This is a genomic window from Chitinophaga niabensis, assembly GCF_900129465.1.
GTDB classification, from domain to species: domain Bacteria; phylum Bacteroidota; class Bacteroidia; order Chitinophagales; family Chitinophagaceae; genus Chitinophaga; species Chitinophaga niabensis.
The window spans coordinates 2,615,989-2,630,976 of the sequence record NZ_FSRA01000001.1; the positions used below are offsets into that span (position 1 = coordinate 2,615,989).

13 protein-coding genes are annotated in these 14,988 nt (G+C 46.0%); 6 read left to right on the forward strand and 7 right to left on the reverse strand.

What is annotated here, in order from left to right; genetic code table 11:
- Positions 1 to 116 precede the first annotated feature (116 nt).
- From BUR42_RS10155 to BUR42_RS10175, 5 genes are all read right to left on the reverse strand, one after another.
- Positions 117 to 1,133: a FecR family protein gene (locus tag BUR42_RS10155; RefSeq protein ID WP_074239121.1), complete on the reverse strand. Its 1,017-nt coding sequence runs from the start codon at positions 1,131 to 1,133 to the stop codon at positions 117 to 119.
- 79 nt (positions 1,134 to 1,212) lie between these two features.
- Positions 1,213 to 1,833, reverse strand: a complete 621-nt coding sequence (locus BUR42_RS10160) for an RNA polymerase sigma-70 factor (RefSeq protein WP_074239122.1) — start codon at positions 1,831 to 1,833, stop codon at positions 1,213 to 1,215.
- A gap of 51 nt (positions 1,834 to 1,884) precedes the next feature.
- Positions 1,885 to 3,078 carry a serine hydrolase domain-containing protein gene (locus BUR42_RS10165; protein ID WP_074239123.1) on the reverse strand — a complete coding sequence of 398 codons (1,194 nt, stop codon included), beginning with the start codon at positions 3,076 to 3,078 and terminating at the stop codon, positions 1,885 to 1,887.
- Between the two features lie 38 nt (positions 3,079 to 3,116).
- Positions 3,117 to 3,758 (reverse strand): response regulator transcription factor, encoded by a 642-nt coding sequence (locus BUR42_RS10170; protein WP_074239124.1) that lies wholly within the window; start codon positions 3,756 to 3,758, stop codon positions 3,117 to 3,119.
- A gap of 735 nt (positions 3,759 to 4,493) precedes the next feature.
- Entirely contained in the window at positions 4,494 to 4,871 is a 378-nt protein-coding gene (locus BUR42_RS10175) for a DoxX family protein (RefSeq protein WP_074239125.1), read from the reverse strand.
- Positions 4,872 to 4,975: 104 nt separating this feature from the next.
- Between BUR42_RS10175 and BUR42_RS10180 the strand changes: the two genes are divergently transcribed.
- Both BUR42_RS10180 and BUR42_RS10185 read left to right on the forward strand, forming a co-directional pair.
- The gene (locus BUR42_RS10180; protein ID WP_200798244.1) at positions 4,976 to 5,332 is read left to right on the forward strand and encodes a winged helix-turn-helix transcriptional regulator; all 357 of its coding nucleotides are present in this window, start codon (positions 4,976 to 4,978) and stop codon (positions 5,330 to 5,332) included.
- A 101-nt stretch (positions 5,333 to 5,433) separates the two neighbouring features.
- Positions 5,434 to 5,847: a VOC family protein gene (locus BUR42_RS10185; protein WP_074239127.1), complete on the forward strand. Its 414-nt coding sequence runs from the start codon at positions 5,434 to 5,436 to the stop codon at positions 5,845 to 5,847.
- On the opposite strand, the gene BUR42_RS10190 is transcribed toward BUR42_RS10185, so the two are convergent.
- Both BUR42_RS10190 and BUR42_RS10195 read right to left on the reverse strand, forming a co-directional pair.
- Complete coding sequence (locus BUR42_RS10190; RefSeq protein ID WP_074240528.1) at positions 5,835 to 6,596, reverse strand: LytR/AlgR family response regulator transcription factor; 762 nt, start codon at positions 6,594 to 6,596, stop codon at positions 5,835 to 5,837. The genes BUR42_RS10185 and BUR42_RS10190 overlap by 13 nt on opposite strands.
- Positions 6,593 to 9,742 carry a sensor histidine kinase gene (locus BUR42_RS10195; RefSeq protein WP_074239128.1) on the reverse strand — a complete coding sequence of 1,050 codons (3,150 nt, stop codon included), beginning with the start codon at positions 9,740 to 9,742 and terminating at the stop codon, positions 6,593 to 6,595. The genes BUR42_RS10190 and BUR42_RS10195 overlap by 4 nt, the downstream gene beginning before the upstream one ends.
- Positions 9,743 to 9,923: 181 nt before the next feature.
- Here BUR42_RS10195 and BUR42_RS10200 point away from each other — a divergent pair, with 181 nt between their 5' ends.
- The 4 genes from BUR42_RS10200 to BUR42_RS10215 are packed head-to-tail and all read left to right on the forward strand — an operon-like array spanning position 9,924 to position 14,986.
- On the forward strand, positions 9,924 to 12,332 hold the full coding sequence (locus tag BUR42_RS10200; RefSeq protein ID WP_143197402.1) for a hypothetical protein: 2,409 nt from the start codon (positions 9,924 to 9,926) through the stop codon (positions 12,330 to 12,332).
- Positions 12,304 to 13,545, forward strand: coding sequence for a hypothetical protein (locus tag BUR42_RS10205; protein WP_074239130.1), 1,242 nt, complete (start codon positions 12,304 to 12,306; stop codon positions 13,543 to 13,545). The genes BUR42_RS10200 and BUR42_RS10205 overlap by 29 nt, the downstream gene beginning before the upstream one ends.
- 17 nt (positions 13,546 to 13,562) lie before the next feature.
- Complete coding sequence (locus BUR42_RS10210; RefSeq protein ID WP_074239131.1) at positions 13,563 to 13,766, forward strand: hypothetical protein; 204 nt, start codon at positions 13,563 to 13,565, stop codon at positions 13,764 to 13,766.
- Between the two features lie 29 nt (positions 13,767 to 13,795).
- The gene (locus BUR42_RS10215) at positions 13,796 to 14,986 is read left to right on the forward strand and encodes a hypothetical protein (RefSeq protein WP_074239132.1); all 1,191 of its coding nucleotides are present in this window, start codon (positions 13,796 to 13,798) and stop codon (positions 14,984 to 14,986) included.
- Positions 14,987 to 14,988: the final 2 nt, after the last annotated feature.

Here is a 14,988-nt window from a genome sequence, read left to right on the forward strand (position 1 = left end):
GATTAATAGGAAGCCGCTGTCCCTTAAATACGGCAACTTCCATTACATGCTAATGAGCGAGGGATGGTTAGAACATCTCTCGTTTTTTTTGCTACAGCAAAGGCATTTTATTTTGGTTAATAAATGATCACACGATCTTCTATAATTTTATAATTGAATCCCTCGGTTAGTTGTAAAGCTTCTAATGCCTGTATTAAAGTTTCTTTCTTAAACAGCCCTGTAAACCTCAGCTGTTGTATCGCAGTATTTTCAAATTGTATCGTTACATTGTACCAGCGTTCCATCCTGGTAGCAAGGTTGGCAAAGGATTCATCGCTAAAGATGAGCTTATTGTCCACCCAGGCGGTTTCAACAATAACGCTGTCTTCTTTCGCGAAGTAGGTGGCGCCGCTGATCACCGGTTCCCCCGGCATCTCGCTCACGCTATCCTGCTTGTTGGCAATAATGAACTTCTCCGCAGGTTTTAACCGGAACTTTTTCCCCGGTGCTGTTGCCAGCGCAACTTCCACTACCCCTGAAATAAGTGTGGCTTCGGAGGTACTGTCGTCCGGATAGGACCGCACATTGAAACTTGTTCCCAATACATTTACATCCATCTTATCCGTATGCACTATAAAAGGCCTTTCTGCATCTTTTGCCACATCAAAATAGGCTTCCCCTTTCAGGTATACTTCCCGCAGGCCGTTTTTGAAACGGGCGGGATATTTCAATTCACTGTCTGCATTTAACCATACTGTAGTACCATCCGCCAGTTTGATCAGGGAACGTGTACCACGGGTATTGTATTCCGAGGTTAAGGCCGGTTCTTTCAGGAGCCACAACAAGGCTGCGGCACACAATACCAATACGGCCGCAGCACCCAGCAAGGGTATCCACCATCTTCTGCTGGTGGGGGGCTTTATAGCGGGCCATACGGTAGCGTCCATGCGCGACACCAGTTTATCAAAGGCGTTCCTTGTTCCTTTTTCATCTCCTCCTTTATGGCTGCTATGCCAATAATGAACGAGTGCCTCGCGGGCTTTGCGTAAGGAGGGTTCAGCCAATAACATCGTTTCCAGCTCTTTTTGCTCTTCTGCTGAGATCTCCCCGGATAACTGACGGGTAAGCAACCAAATAAATCTGTCTGTTTGCATTTTTATGAAGCTTGCGCTGGTAACTGTAAATAAGACACCAGTTGGGGGGCAGGTTACGTACCAGGTTAAAAAAAATATTTTATTGAAGGAGTGCGGCCAAAAGAATGGCCAGGGGAAGTATGGAACCAGTGGTCTTTTGCCGGGTCAGGTATGGTTGCAGGGAAATATGGAGTTGTTTTACTGCTTTGAACAGCTGCGTTTCCACGGTCCTGTGGGAAAGGTTGAGTATTTCAGCCACTTCCCGGGGTTTGAATCCTTCTTCTTTAATAAGGCGGAAGATCTGGCGCCTGCCGGGGGGGAGCATTTCTATTGCTTCATCCAGGCGGGCCAGCAATTCCTTCCATTCCGTAGCGTGGGAGGGATCAAAGGAATGAATGATGCCCTGCTCCTCCCCACTATCTTCTGTTGAGATAACACGGTAAGCGGAGTATTTGCGCATGTGGTTGAGGGACTGATTGCGGATGGCGGTGAAAAGATATTTTTCAATATGCACCACTTCCCGGAAAGATTGCCGGCCGGTCCATAATTTAAGGAACAGGTCTGATACGATCTCTTCTGCTACCTGGTGGCTATGTACATATTCCATGGAAAACCTCACCAGCCGCTGATAACAGAGGTGGAATAACGCTTCAAATGATTTTTGATCATCATGCTGGCAAATGTTCTGCCATAAGGTAGAGAGATGCATTTTATCAGCCATACGTGGAAAGGGCCAGGGACATTCCTGCGCTCCTAAAGTAATTTTAATAAATTAATATTGCAAGTTTTTAATAAAATGAAGGGGGCGGCCTCTGCCTTCTACCTGTAATCCGGTAACATTTCCTTTTTCATCCTGTTTGAAAATGATCCGGACGTTCACCTTCTTACCGGAGAATTCCAGGGGGGTATTTGCGTAGATCTCAAAAGCAGGGTTGCTGCCAAGTTTTGCATAGAGCTGATCGTTTGCTGCAATGATCTGCAAGGTTGTACCTTCCGATTCATATTTACCGGAGAACTTTGCCAGGTCTTCTATCTTTATATGGGCATTTACCTGTGGCATTTCAAAAGGCTGGTTAAAAACAATCTTCTCTATATCATGCCACATTTCATTCACCGGCATCACGGATACATTACTAAGCAGGATAATGGACAAACTGTCTTTAGGATACACTACGTTAATAGCAGAACATCCAAACGATCCGCCTCCATGATAATAAGCATCGCCTTCTTTCATCCAACCATAATTGAAATCCGTGCAGGTATTATTCCACTTTAAAAGATCTTCCGCAGTAGTATAGAGATCGCCACTTCCTTTCATCAGGGATGGGTCCCTGTAAGGTGCTACGGTTAAACTGTCGCCCATCATGTGATAACCTGCTGTAAGAGGTGGAATGATGGAACGTACATTATAGATACCCGTGTTCTTCAATAAAGGAAGTTTAGCTGCCAGTACCTTTTCATAAGATGTTTGATATACCTTTTCCAGTATGCAGGCCAGCAGAAAATAACCCGGACTGGAATAATGCATCCCTTTGGGCAATAATTTCATTTCCAGTATTGCCTCCAGCGCCTGTTCTTTTGTGAGGGGCAGGCGGGATATGATGGTCCAATAGTCTTTGATCCCTTCATTATGCGGGATACCGGAGGTATGCGTCAATAATTGTTCTATGGTGATCTCCGGCCAACGGTTTGGGATATAGGAAGAAAGCGGATCCGTTAAACGGAGTTTCCCTTCCTTTGCAGCCTGTACAATTAACCAGGCGGTGAATGATTTAGTAACGGAAGCCACCTTAAACCTGTTATCCTTATTAATAGGAACATTTAATTCCCGGGAGGCCATACCTATTGTTTCCTGGTAAACTATACTGTCCTTTTTAGCGATCAGGAGCACCCCGCTAAAGCCCAGTCTTTCATGCTGTACTTCGAGGTATTGTTGCAATAACAGGCAGAGGAGTATATATTTCATATCCTGTTAGTTGCAGGAAAGGGGAAAACATTACAGGGTTATTTTTCTTTACCCTGGTTCTTGATCACATAGTGCAGCAGGGCGTAGTGTCCGGAGATATTCAGTTTGCGGGCAATGTTGTACCGGTGGTTCTCTACTGTTTTCATACTGATGGATAATTCTATCGCTATCTCCCGGGCAGTGAGCCCTCCGGCTACCATTCGGTAGATCCTGAATTCTGTTTTGCTTAACTTCTCCGCTACATCTACCGGTATCTCCAATGTTTCCATCGTCATCTGTTTAGATAAAGCAGAGATCTCTTCAAAACGGTTAAGACGTGCTTTTATACTCATCAGCAGGTCCTGCGTATTCAATGGTGCAGGGAGGTAATCATCTGCACCAAGGTTCATGCTGAAGCGGGCATGTTTCTGTTCCGGTCTGCCATTAAAGAAGATGAAAGGAATATGTTTCAGGCGGCGATTGCTGCGCATTTCAATCAGGAACTGGTGGCTGCTGCCATTACGCAGCTGTGCATTGCAGATAATTAAATTAGGTAAAAGGTCTGTTCCAAGTAGTATAGCAGCTTTGTTAGAATTAGCTGTAGTTGTTTCATACTTATGCTGGCGGAGCAGGAGCTCCACCTGGCGGCTGGCAGTAGGATCATCTTCTAATAGTAGTATTTTAATGATTTTGTTTTTCATTAATTGGTCTATGGTCGCCAAATAGCGAGGCCCCAGATCCAACTGATGGAAATGAGGAGGTGCTGTTGGACGATATCATTCAGATCCGGAACAGATTTATGTAGTCAGCGCAGTAGATCAAGGGTTTTCATATATCCGCTATAAGAGAGGATATAAAAGAGATATGGCTCTTGAAGTTTGATGTCTTAGCTGTTTAATTTACATTGTCACTGCTACACTAATCTATGGTTTAACAGGATATTTTACGTATCTACGTTGTTGCATTTTCAAGTCATGATCATATTTTTCCCTGCAGTTTTGTTTAACATAGTCTTTGAATCTCTTTGAGGAGGTTTTATTTCAGATAGGTTATTATTTTATTCACGTCTTATTTGGGGGGACGACGCTGGCAAAATTATTAAATCAATATAAAATTGCTGTGTTTTTTATTGGTATAGAGGTAATTCAGGAGGGGCAATTTCAAAAATGAGGGAAAACACCCAATTTCCCGGGTGTATTTCCTCATTTATCCTTTGATTATCAATATCATTTCTTTTTTGATGTATCCTGTTTGCATCTTTGCATCGCAAATATTGATACTCAGGATATAAAGCGTTTTTTACAACCATTCCTATTTTACAACCGATTCCCTGCTGAAGTTGGGGCTGACAAGTGTCAGCCCCAATGGGATATCCGTAAAAAAGAATGGGCTACGCTTAAAAGCGTAGCCCATGAGAACTTCTTACTCTTGTATTATCAAACTGCCGGTACTGCTGCTTTATGCCATTTCAGGTATGTAACGTAAGATGTTATCAATACCGCTAAAAAGATCAATGGTCCCATGCGGTTAGAAACAGGATCACCTGATGCAGTATGCGCTACAAAAGCGGAAACAAAACAGATCGCAAAACCGGCATAGGTCCAGTCTTTAATCCTGGCAGGAAGCGGCACTACCAGTAAAATAGCGCCGATCAGTTTGGCAATCCCCAATTCTATCCTGAAATAAGCTGGAAATCCTAAGTGCTGAAAACCCTGCTCTACGGCCGGGTCTGTGAAATAGGCATACGCGGAAAAGACCATCATGATGGCGAGTATTCCGGTAGTTGCCCAATAGGTGATTTTAATTCCTTTCATGCTGCTGTTTTTTGATAACACAAAACTATTTAACTTCGGTAATGAAATGATAGTAGTATACAAAAGGATAGTAGTAACCTTTTGTATAGTTAAAATTGTATATGATGGAAAACATGACACATACTGAATGTGAAAGAGGCATCGCCGCGCTGGAAGATGCGCTCTATGCCATAGGCGGCAAATGGAAACTGCGGATCATTAATGCTTTACGGGAAAGCGGTAAAAAGCGTTTCAATGAATTACAGCGGCTGGTGAAGGGTATTTCGCCCAGGGTGCTTTCAAATGAACTGAAAGAACTGGAGATGAATGGTTTTGTAAAACGGATCGTACATGCACAATCGCCGGTACTGGTAGAATATGAGTTAACGGAATACAGCGATACGTTGAAAGATGTGCTCTGCTCTTTAATTCAATGGGGGCAGGATCACCGGGAGAGGGTGAAAGGAATGCTGCATACCTAGGTTTTATTTCTGTCGCAATCGCCCCATTTATTGTCGCTTTCACACATGCATGTGCCGGACAGCAGGACTTATGTTTGCAACAGTAACTAAACCAAACAAACATGGCAAAACAGATCTATGTTAACCTTCCGGTTAAAGATATTGTAAGGACCAATGCGTTCTTCAGTCAACTGGGCTATACCTTTAACCCGAATTTCTCCGACGACAAAGCTACCTGTATGATCATTACAGAAGACATTTTTGTGATGCTGTTACAGGAAGAGTTCTTCAAAGGCTTTACGAATAAAGAGATCCCGGACACGCAGAAAACTTCGGAAGTGATCGTGTCTTTCTCTGCAGAAAGCAGGGCCGCTGTGGATGAACTGATACACAAAGCAGTAGCGGCAGGTGCTACCACTCCCAATGAGCCACAGGATATGGGCTTTATGTACCAGCATGGTTTCCAGGACCTGGACGGCCATCTCTGGGAATACCTTTACATGGATGAAAGTGCTTTACCTCCTCAGAACTTATAGTATTCTTTGATGCGGGCCAGGAAGTGATCCTTTTTTCTCCTGGACACTTCCAGCTCCGTATCATTGCTTAAAACAACACTCCCCCCCTCTCCTTTTATATACTCTTTAATGTGCAGCATGTTCACCAGGTAGGATTTATGGATCCGGCAAAAGGAGGAATCCTGCAGCAGCAATTCAAAATCAATGATGGAACGGGAAGATACGAGCGGTTTACCTGTGGTAAGGTAAAAGGTGGTATAGGTATTATCCGCCTGGCAGTAAATGATATCTGCCAAATGCACCAGCAGGAAACCTTTTGTATGCGGTATGCATACTTTCATTTCCTGCGGGTGCTGCATGTTCTTCAGGTTATATTTCAATACTTCAATGGAAACAGGGTTGGCAGCCGTATGCAATCTCCTCTCCACGCGGTCCACTGCTTTTATCAGCAACTCTTCATCAATGGGTTTGAGGATGTAATCTATGGCACTGAAACGGAAAGCCTGCAGCATAAACTCGTTGTATGCCGTAATAAAAATGATCTCAAAAGGGATTTGCTCCATTTCATTCAACAGGTCGAAACCACTTTTGCCCGGCATGGCAATATCCAGGAATAGCAGGTCCGGCTGCTGTAACACGATCTGCTTCTGCGTTTCGGCAGCACTATTACATTCCGCCACCACTTTAACGGATGGGCAATGCATTTCCAGGAGTTTCCGCAGCGTTTCCACACTGCGCACTTCATCGTCTGTGATAATGGCTCTTATCATATGATCTTCCATGTTAGGGTTACAATTGTTCCGGTTTCATCTGTATGGCGGTCCCCTTTATCGGTAAAGGTGATAACACAATCTGTATTATACTTCTGCCGCAGCAGCAAGATCCGTTTCTGGATATTTTCAATACCCATGGACAGGTGTTTGGTGGTACTGTGATGATCTTTTGTTTTATTGATACCTACGCCATTGTCCTCGATCTCACAGACCAGGTAATCTTTTTCTTTGGAGAAGGAGATCTTCAATTGCTTCTTTTCTTCAATAGCCTGTAAGCCATGCCAGATAGCATTCTCTGCCAGCGGCTGGATGAGCATCGGGGCTATCATGATCTCTTCTGTATCCAGTAAGGCATCCACCTTCATTTCATATTCAAAGTTCGTAAAACGGATCTGCTCCATTTTAAGGTAGTTATGCAGGTAGTTGATGTTCTGCTGCAGGGTGATAAAAGAGCGTTTGCTATGGTCCAGGTTTTCCCTGATGAGTTGTGCAAATTTGTTCAGGTAGCGGGAAGCATCTTCGTTCTGCTGATAGATGATCATACCCACAATACTGTTGAGACAGTTAAAGATAAAGTGCGGGTTCATCTGGGCGTGCAGGGCTTTCATTTCCATTTCCGTAAGCTGCTGGTTCAGCACGGCCAGTTCCAGTTCCAGCTGCAACCGGCCTTTCATTTCTTCATTTTGTTTTGCCTGTGCATCGAACTTCACGGCGGCGGCCCTGCGCAGCACCAGTTCCCGCCATTTCAATAAGGATAGTACGGCGGCAACCAACAACAACGTGGAAAGCGTTATGAACCACCAGGTATTCCAGAAAGGCGGATGAATGATAATGAGCAGCTGTTTGGTTTTTTCATCCTGGTTCCTGTCCAGCGCCTTAATGTACAAAGTGTATTTACCCGGCGAAAGGCTGGTCATATTGATGGTACGCTGGTTCCGCAAAGGCACCCAGGAAGTGCTTTCATTCAAACGGTAATAGAAATGATAACTGGAGGTATTGTTATAATTGATCAGGGTGAAGCGGATGGACAGGTTGTTCTGTTTATAAGGAAATTCTACGGTATCGCCGGGATAATGCACCAGGGCATTGGGCGCAGCCACCTGCTCTATCAGGATGTTGTTATTGTTCCGTACTACAGGCTCTGCAGAAGGCCGGAAGCGGATCAGGTATTTTGCCAGCAGCGCATAACATTGGTCTGCGGCTTCGTCATAAAAGATATACCGTGCACTGGGTCTTCCCTCGGGAATACCATCCTTTGTACCATAGATATTTGAACTGCCTGTTTGCAGATTGATATTTCCTATCTGGTTACTGGGCGTGGAGAACCAGATCTTACCCGCCACTTCTTTATTAGAGAGGCTCACGAGGGCATTAAAAGAAACGCCATCCAAAAGGGAATGGCCGATGAAACGTTTTTCTTTGATCCGGTATTCCTGTAATCCATTCTCAAAGCTGTGCAGCCAGAGAGAACCACGACTGTCTGCCGTAATGGAGAGGATATTGTCTTCGTCTTTATTCAGTCCGTTATACCGGTTCATCAATGTATCAAAACGGTGGGTCTTGTAGTTCCAGCGGGCAAGGCCATAACCTGATAACCAGGCATCGCCGTAGGCATCATATACCACCTGCTTTGGTCTTTCGAATGGCAACCTGGGATTGGTGGTATTGGTGTAGCAGGTGAACTGCCGTGTATGTATATTATATTTCGCTACCACGCCTCCCCATGGCCGTATCATCCAGGTATCGCCATTTTCCATCACAGGATTTAATGCAACACGGCCATGCTGCAATGGTTCCGGCAATGCTACTTTTCCACTGTGGTAATTTTTTGTATCCAGCCAGGTAATGCCATCGTTGGTGCCTATCCATAAAGTATCCGGGTAATAACATTGAATGGAAGGGTTCTCATCGTAGTTAATATGATATCCCGGCAGTGTGACCTTCTTTATTACTTTCATGGTAGCGGTATCCACTACGGTGATATGTGGCTGCCTGGCTGCTTTGGCCAGGTATAAACGATCTTTATAACGGGTGAGGTAACAGAAATAAGAATACCCTTCTGCCGCATAATCGTTCAGCATGTAAGAAGTGAATAAAGGCTGTTCCTTTTTTTCATACAGCAGTCCGTTGGATGTACCAACCCAAAGCCGCTCTTCCTTATCCATAAAAAGATAGTTACACTTATATCCTTTCAGCGATCTGTTTTCATCAAAAATAACAACTCCTGTTTGTTCATTCAATTCAAAGGTATAGTACCCGGAGCCGCCGGATGTAATGGCAAAGCGGCCTTTGCTCAGGGGAAAGATCCTGCTGTCTTCAGACAGATCATCGTGGATCACTGATGGCATAGCGCTTACTTTGACTTTCCCGTTTTCGGCATTGTAATAAGTGAAGCTCCGCTGCCGGCTGTGTACCAGCATAAAACGCACGGAATCCATCTGGTAACGGGCTATCCAGTCTTCTCCCGGCGGATAAAATGCAGACCATTCAGCTGGTAATGCCGTTCTGTAACGGACGAATGTATTTGTTGCAGGGATATAAAGGGATACGCCTTCATCTTTCGTAAACAACAATGCATTATGGTCTGGCAACAGAAAGATGTTCCGGCCGTAATTCACCATTTCCGATCCGGAATACCCGCCGCGCAAACGGTTGTAAGCATATGCCAGGCCACCATTCGCATGCATTACATAAAAACCTACGGAAGTACTGATGGCAAAGGCGCCATTCTTTAGTTTCACCACATCCGTCAGGCGGTTGGGATTGGCGGGGGTCCTTTCTGTTTCCGGCAGCAGGTAGTTCCTGCGTGCGAGTGTGGTGGTATTTACCTGCTGCAGGCCCTTTTGCGTAAGTACCAGTATTTCATGCAGCCCCGTTCTTTTCAACTCCAATACATGGTTACCGGGAATGCTATAGCTGCTGGTATCATGATAAAAACTCTGGAATACATTGCCGTCAAAACGGTTCAGGCCATTCTCCGTACCCAGCCAGATATACCCCAGATCGTCCTGCGTGATACAGAAAACGTTGTTGTCGGATAATCCCTGCTGTACGGTGTACCGTTCAAAAGAAGAAGCCTGTAGCTGAGCATGGGCTACACAACCATACAAGATAAGGCAGCAGATGAGGAACTGTTTTTTCATGGGGTTACGAAAGCTCTTGTAAAGCTACAATAAATATAAATCCCTGAAAACCCTTTACAAGAAGATATTTACCGGTATCAGCCAAAACCTGCCTTTCCCGGTTTTGCATTATAAGAAACGAAAATTAGCGAATACTTTCGATGCTGAAGAACAGATACTGGTAACCCCAAAAAAGAATTTTATGGAATCGCCTTTCCTGCATTTCCCCAATCTCGAAAGAGAGGTGAATGCCGAACCGCTTCCCGTTGTAAAGGAAACCTACACGGAAAGCCCCTTTCTCAATGTCAATAAGCTCTATGGCAAACCCCAGGGCTTTGATAAAAAAGCCGAAGCTTATGTGACCATCATGAATGAACTCCACGATGATGAGTTTAATGAGCAGATGGAGGACCTGTTGAATGAGATGAAAGATTTCCGTGAGAAATACGTTTCACGGGATGGCTACATGAACAATGAAGTATATACCCGCCAGCTTACCCAAAGCTATTATCAGCCCATGATACGGGAGATGAACAGTTATTTCGACAAGTTGGTGCAATATGGTCATGAAGTGGATAATAATCTTCGTACCGTTACAGACCTTGAAACACTGTTCTCCGATCATGAGTTCAACGGAACGGACCTCACGGATGTGCAGGAACAATTCCTGGGTGGTCTTAAAAAGGCTTTTAAAAAAGTGGTGGGTGTAGCAAAAAAAGTAGGCAAAGGTGCTATCGCCGCAGGCAAGTTTGTAGCGAAAGCAGCACTGGGTCCTATCCTCAGCCGGATCACCGGGATCTTTAAAAAGTTCCTGGCTGGCGTACTCAAAGATGGTATTAACCTGCTGCCCGGAAAATACAGGACCCTTGCGCAATCACTGGCAGGCAAGTTACTGCCTGCCAGCATGCGCCCTCAGCCAGCACCTGTTGCACCTGTAGCACCTGTTGCGCCGGAACCGGATTCCACCAGGGATATTGCAGAAGATATCCAGGATGGTATGAATGCCGCCACCGCACAGGTACTGACAGCAGAAAATGAAATGGAATGGCAATTGATGGAAGCGGAGCTGGACCAGTCCCTGGATGAAGCACCGGAGGAAAACATGGAAGTGCTTTCCGCCGCCAGGCAACGTTTCGTGCAGCAGTTGAATGAACTGGAAGATGGTGATAATCCGCAACCGGCAGTTGAACAATTTGCCCCCATCGTTACCACCGCGCTGAAATTTGCACTGCCGCTCATCGGCAGAGAAAGAGTGAAAGGCTGGCTCACTTCCCTCATCAGTAAATTAATAACCCCCTTTATTGGAAAAGACAATTCCCAGATGCTTTCCCGTTTAATGGTAGACAAAGGTTTTACCATGCTGAACCTGGAAACCGCGGAAAGGAATGCGGGCACTACTGCCATTGCGGAAGTAGTAGAGAACACTATACGGCAGGTACCGGAGTTTCCTTCATATGTGCTGGAAGACAGGCAGCTTTTTGAACGTTACATTGTGCAGGCTTTTGAAAGGTCTGCCGCCGCCTACCTGCCGGATGTTCTTCCCGAAAAAGCCTACGATGCCCAGCCAGAGCTGCGGGAATCCAACGAAAGATCTGTTGTCTGGAAAAACGAACCTCCTTCCGCCGAAGAAGCTGCACCCGGATATAAGGTGCTGAATGAAGTGATCGAAACGGAGATCACTCCCTATATTGCCAACGAGATCAAAACCTTTGGAGGTATTCCCTTATCGGTTTTCCTGCGCGATAAACTGGGTATCTCTGTTAATTCAAGTATCCCGGTGAAAGTGCATCTCTTTGAATCCTCTCCCCGGAATGACCTTTTCCAGATCGCAAAAAAAGCAAAACGGATACGTGGCTTAGGCAATGCGTCCAGGAGCGCCTGGATGCAATTGCACCCGCTTACTTCTGTAGCCGCAGGTTTGCTCATGCGTGAGCCCGGCCTGGGTTGCAGAAGAGGTAAAGAGAACTGCCTCGGCAAAAGGAAAAGTGCACAGGGCCACCGTTACTATTATCTTGAAATAGATGGCGCACGCCCACAATACTTTCAGCCTGCAAAAGGCAGGCAGGTATTGAGAAAACATACTTCCCTCAAAGCCCGTCTGAACTTTGTGACAAATGAGATCAGCATGCAGCTCTATCTCAGCGAAAGCGATGCACAGGCTGTGGCTGCCTGCTTAAGGAAAAAGAACCAGTCTGAAGCCGCTCACATTATGGTGATGATGGCTTTCAAAGAAGGTTTGAAAAATATATTCAGCTACGGCAAGTTCGATTATTTAAAGATCGTTCACCAACATGTAGTACCCGGTAATCATTCCGGTATGGCTATAGATAAAGTGCCGCCGGTGATCACCCGTTCCTTCAGCAATGCTTTAACTAACTGGACAGGTAAAGCGATGATCAGTTTCCTGCGGGACCATGCGGACAAACTGATCCAGGCTGCAGAAGACAATTCAGATGGCCTGAGCCTCCGCATCAGCTTCTCCAACCCGCCGGACTTTGATCTGATGAAAGAAATGCTGGCAGGCAATTACGCGGCTGTAAAGGAAGACCTCTTTAACGAACACCCCAAAGAAAGCAGCATACATGCAAGTCCGGGACATCAGCAGGATTAAGTACGAACCGCTGCTGGTGCAGGCCAATCACTGGCTGGCAGCAGCAAAGCGGCTGGAAGACATGGATGCCCTTGCCAGCGAACTGGCATGGAAAAGCCTGGAACAATATGTGCACCCACATCTCCGGCAACATCTTTCCACCTGCGTTAAAAAACTGGTGAACAAAGGTGAAGCCATGCAGCACAGGCTACAGAACGGCACTGCCACCGAATTTGAAATAGAACGGTTCAAAAGAAGTTATCTGCAGGTGGAAACATTGATGGACTTTTATGCAGATGCATTGGCCACACGCACGAATCCAGCCGTCACAGCTACTTTAAAAGCCTGCGATTATATAGCGGAACATAGTATGAGGATGTTGCTGGAACCATTAGGCCACAATACCCCTGCAGTGATCACTTATATCGATAAAGGCATGGGCGCCTCCATCCTCAAAGCAGGGCTTCGCCTCTGGGATGATTCGGAAAACCCTGCCGCCGCTATCAAGATCGTAAGGCATAACCTGCTACGGCCTACAGCACTGATACATGAAGCCGGGCACCAGGTGGCGCATATAACAGGATGGAACGAACAACTGGCAGCAGCTTTGCGCAGCGCGCTTTTAAAATACGGCGCTGAACTGGCAGACAGCTGGGCAGCCTGGTCCTCCGAAATAGCAGCAGACATTTTTGCCTTTGTGCACACCGGCTTTGCTTCCGTAGCGGCATTGCACGATGTGGTGGATGGCCCTTCGCGGGGTGTGCTGCATTATTCTTCCGGCGACCCGCATCCGATCAGTTACCTGCGTGTTTTAACAGGCACGGAATGCTGCAAACATTGTTTCGGAAATGGTGTATGGGATCATATGCGCCGTAACTGGATGCATAGGCACCCACTGGAAAATGCAAGGCCCGCAACGGCTAAACTGGTCCGCGCCTCGCTTCCTTTGTTACCGGAGATTGTAAAGGTGTTACTGGATCACCCCCTGCGCGCCTTTCGTAATAAAAGCATCCGGCACCTGGTAGATGCGAATGCCGTACATCCTGCCAGCCTGCAACGTACAGCAGATCTATACGGTACTTCTTTTTATACTTCCGCTCCCCTGCTGCTGAAAGCGCCATTGCTCAGGCTTGCCTGGAATGGCTACCAGTTGATAGCAGCACCGGAACAAGCGGAACAATTCCAGGATCAGCAAAGATCATGGATGCAACTTTTAGGAAACTCAATTAAATAACGCTAACAATTACTACAATGGCAAAAGAAAAACTCACCACTCCCGGTGTTACTGAACCCTCAGATAGCAATAACGGCGGCCGCCAGAAGATCATCGTACCGCCTCCCTCCGTGCTGCAGCAATTTGAGATCTACCGCAAGCTCCTCAGGGGAGATGTGAACTTTCAATGGTTCTTTTCTAACCTTGAGCTCAGGAAATGTAACCCCATCATTATAGAATAATCTTTCCATAACCCCTCAAAGTAACTACCATGTTCAGAAGAATAGTTTCAAACGGTAACTCTTTCCAGGATACGTTATCCAACGATCCTTCCCCGGAATACATTGAAAGTGCCAACAGGCTTTTTCAATTACACCCTACTGAATTATACGCACTGCTGGAATCCGCCTGGTCTTTCCGGGTAAAGGAAAACAGGCAGCCCGGCCACCCTGGTAATAAAACAACACTGCGCGGCCTTCCGGACGATCTGATCGGATTGTTCGACAATAACTGGCAGAACGGCACCACCTTTGTTACACAGGTGGGCGTAGGGAATCCCTGTACAGGCCACTCTTTATGGGATCACCTCATTTATGCATATGTAATTGAATCCACCCAGGTATATAAAGTCTTCCAAAAACTAATCGAGAATTATGCAAAGGGAGATTTTGAGATCAATCTCCAGCCAGCGGTATTGCAATGGCTGCATAACACAGAAACATTGTGGTTTTCAGACCCGCCGGTACTCTCTTCTTTCAACTTTGTAAGCAAAGCCCGCCCGGATATTATGCTCACCCGCCTGGGCTCTTATTACCGTTTCTTTGGCTTCTCCTTACCGGGAGATGAACAACCTTACTACAAAGCAAAATCCGCCCACCTCAACTACCGCCGTTCATTTGAAAGGTTTGCAGAAGAGATCTGGATCGGGATTGAGAACGAAGCGAACGTTACCGGCAGAAGGCCCATCGATGATGCAGCCATTGCTTTCAGCGCTTACGAAATGCAGAAGAACTTCCTCTCCCAACGTAATAACGGAGATATCACCAAACAGGAATTCTTCTTTGTGTCTATGATGGCCTGGTTCCATCTTTCCCTGGAATATAACAGCCCCATCGTTCAGGCATTTGGTATCAACGAACAAAGCCCTGCACAGCGGCTCTTTGCATTGGCCAATATTGTTGGCGTACCTGCCAACGGGCTCAGCGAAAACCTCTTCAGGCTGGGAGACAATATGAGCCTCCTGCTCACGCTCATTGAAACAGGTGTGTTCAATGATGAGCTGAACGTTCCTGCGCTGTATGAAGATAATTCCCCGCTTGCCAACATGATGAAGCAGATCATCTTTAACTACTCTCATGTTTCCGGCAATAACCTTAAAGCAAGGGCTGTTAAAACATACGACAGTATGCCGCTGCAGAAAGGGAATGGCATCCTCACAAACGGCCAGGCAGTTCATTCCTGATA

Coding starts and splice junctions, on each gene's coding strand:
- BUR42_RS10210 (WP_074239131.1), top strand. CDS start 13,563: ATGGCAAAAGAAAAACTCACCACTCCCGGTGTTACTGAACCCTCAGAT.
- BUR42_RS10160 (WP_074239122.1), bottom strand. CDS start 1,833: ATGGCTGATAAAATGCATCTCTCTACCTTATGGCAGAACATTTGCCAG.
- BUR42_RS10205 (WP_074239130.1), top strand. CDS start 12,304: ATGCAAGTCCGGGACATCAGCAGGATTAAGTACGAACCGCTGCTGGTG.
- BUR42_RS10180 (WP_200798244.1), top strand. CDS start 4,976: ATGGAAAACATGACACATACTGAATGTGAAAGAGGCATCGCCGCGCTG.
- BUR42_RS10190 (WP_074240528.1), bottom strand. CDS start 6,596: ATGATAAGAGCCATTATCACAGACGATGAAGTGCGCAGTGTGGAAACG.
- BUR42_RS10185 (WP_074239127.1), top strand. CDS start 5,434: ATGGCAAAACAGATCTATGTTAACCTTCCGGTTAAAGATATTGTAAGG.
- BUR42_RS10175 (WP_074239125.1), bottom strand. CDS start 4,871: ATGAAAGGAATTAAAATCACCTATTGGGCAACTACCGGAATACTCGCC.
- BUR42_RS10165 (WP_074239123.1), bottom strand. CDS start 3,078: ATGAAATATATACTCCTCTGCCTGTTATTGCAACAATACCTCGAAGTA.
- BUR42_RS10215 (WP_074239132.1), top strand. CDS start 13,796: ATGTTCAGAAGAATAGTTTCAAACGGTAACTCTTTCCAGGATACGTTA.
- BUR42_RS10170 (WP_074239124.1), bottom strand. CDS start 3,758: ATGAAAAACAAAATCATTAAAATACTACTATTAGAAGATGATCCTACT.
- BUR42_RS10200 (WP_143197402.1), top strand. CDS start 9,924: ATGGAATCGCCTTTCCTGCATTTCCCCAATCTCGAAAGAGAGGTGAAT.
- BUR42_RS10155 (WP_074239121.1), bottom strand. CDS start 1,133: ATGCAAACAGACAGATTTATTTGGTTGCTTACCCGTCAGTTATCCGGG.
- BUR42_RS10195 (WP_074239128.1), bottom strand. CDS start 9,742: ATGAAAAAACAGTTCCTCATCTGCTGCCTTATCTTGTATGGTTGTGTA.